Annotated in this window: 4 protein-coding genes; all 4 read left to right on the top strand. The window is 51.4% G+C overall.

Going from position 1 to position 1768, the window contains the following annotated elements; translation table 11 throughout:
• The first annotated feature begins 203 nt into the window (after positions 1-203).
• The 4 genes from AK963_RS28510 to AK963_RS28495 are packed head-to-tail and all read left to right on the top strand — an operon-like array spanning position 204 to position 1535.
• The gene (locus tag AK963_RS28510) at positions 204-401 is read left to right on the top strand and encodes a DUF6900 domain-containing protein (RefSeq protein ID WP_066018663.1); all 198 of its coding nucleotides are present in this window, start codon (positions 204-206) and stop codon (positions 399-401) included.
• Positions 398-862 (top strand): DUF3489 domain-containing protein, encoded by a 465-nt coding sequence (locus AK963_RS28505; protein ID WP_066018662.1) that lies wholly within the window; start codon positions 398-400, stop codon positions 860-862. The genes AK963_RS28510 and AK963_RS28505 overlap by 4 nt, the downstream gene beginning before the upstream one ends.
• On the top strand, positions 859-1197 hold the full coding sequence (locus AK963_RS28500; protein WP_066018661.1) for a hypothetical protein: 339 nt from the start codon (positions 859-861) through the stop codon (positions 1195-1197). The genes AK963_RS28505 and AK963_RS28500 overlap by 4 nt, the downstream gene beginning before the upstream one ends.
• Entirely contained in the window at positions 1164-1535 is a 372-nt protein-coding gene (locus AK963_RS28495) for a hypothetical protein (RefSeq protein ID WP_139117754.1), read from the top strand. The genes AK963_RS28500 and AK963_RS28495 overlap by 34 nt, the downstream gene beginning before the upstream one ends.
• The last annotated feature ends 233 nt before the right edge of the window (positions 1536-1768 follow it).

The following is a 1768-nucleotide window of genomic DNA, read 5'->3' as shown; positions in this document are numbered from 1 at the left end:
CCACATATTGTCGGCTCCAGCCTTGACGTTTGGCGAATTCTGACTGCGACAGTAGCTTCATAACCCCGCTCGCCCCCTCTCTTCCCCGCCAGAGCCCGACCTATCCTCCAAGCAATTGATAATTATCCGCTTTTTCTTGATAACCAGCGGTTATAGAGCCTAACTGTACATAACAACAACAAATCAACCGAAAGGACAAGCCAATGAACAAACGCATCGAAAAAGTCCTGGAAGCCATCGCCAGAAAGCATCGACTGTTCGATACCCTGAGCGAACAGAACACCTCCGAAGATTTCAATGAAGTCGCTGTCTGGTGCGTTAGAAGCGCCCTGGAAGAGGCTTACCTGCAAGGCGTCAACGATGGACAACAAAAATCCAAAAAAGAAGGAGAGACACCATGAAACACGACAAACTCACCCAAGCCCAAGAAAACGTGCTGCAACAAGCCGCCAAAACCGGAACACTGCACGCCTCCGATCTCACCATCAAAGGGGGAGCCCGAAAGAAAGTGTTAGAGAGTCTGACCAGTCGGGGCTTCCTGATTTCCCTGAAAGAATCCAATACCTACGACATCAGTCCGCAGGGCAAAGCGGCTGTTGGTTTCGAGGAGAAACCAGCCTCTAAAGACAAGGGCAAAATCCGCACCGGCACCAAACTCCACACAGTGATTGAACTTCTGGCCCGCCCGGAGGGTGCTGCCATTGAAGAAATCATGGACAAAACCGGCTGGCAGAAGCACACAGTCCGAGGCACTTTCGCCGGTGCCCTGAAAAAACGACTGGGGCTGACCATCGAATCGGAGAAACCGGAAGGTCAGGACCGAATCTATCGGATCACCGCCGGACTTGAGACCGTCTTATGAGCACCCGGTCAAGAATAGCGAGGCTGCTGGATGACGGCAGCTATCGCTCCATCTACTGCCACTTCGATGGGGATCGGGTTGGCCAGATCCTCAGGCAATATTTCTCCAGTGAGAATGATGCCAGGGCAATTATCAATCTTGGTGATATTTCAGGCATTGATAAAGACGGTGCCAAGGCTTACAAGGATATGGGCGATCCGTGGAGTCGAGTCCGTCCCAAACACAGTGCAGACTTAACAGCGCTGTTGAATCTGGCGTACGACACCGATGCCGAGTTCCTGCACTACTGGCAGGAGGGCCAATGGCACACCCTCCAGATGAGTGGTCCACGATGATGAGACCGCCTGTTCTTCTGGCCGTTGAACTCTCCAACGGCCATTTTATGTCTTGTCGCTTACTCTACCCGGACAGAAACACCCTCTCTTATCTCAACCGCTGGTACCGGGACATGGTTGAAGCGATTTTCCTGATCGAGCTGGGTAACCTGCACTCCATCCAACGGGCAAGAATCATGGCCATGCACCGCGACTGGGGAGAGCTCTGGACCGATCATCAACCCAGGTTTTCTCGCTCATGGAATCATCTGAATGCACTGGCCCGTAGCCTGAAGGTCGAGGCTCTCTTTGTTCATAATGAGGGGGAATGGGAAAGCCGTCGTCCATTTGACCAATAACTTTAATCATCCACTAATTCCGTGGATAACCCGGTGCATAACCGGTGAGATAGACTACAAAACAGGGAAATAAAGCGATCAAAATCAAATGATCATTATTTGATCAGCGGTGTATAAACCACCAAAAGAAAATCCCCGCACAGGGCGAGGTTCGTAGAGAACAACCGGAGTCGTTATAAATTCCCGGGCATCCTGCTTGATTTTTCAGGGCTTCCCTCGGCTCACATCATTGT

The organism is Endozoicomonas atrinae (assembly GCF_001647025.1).
Taxonomy (GTDB): domain Bacteria; phylum Pseudomonadota; class Gammaproteobacteria; order Pseudomonadales; family Endozoicomonadaceae; genus Endozoicomonas; species Endozoicomonas atrinae.
This window is presented reverse-complemented; position numbering and strand designations above follow the sequence as displayed.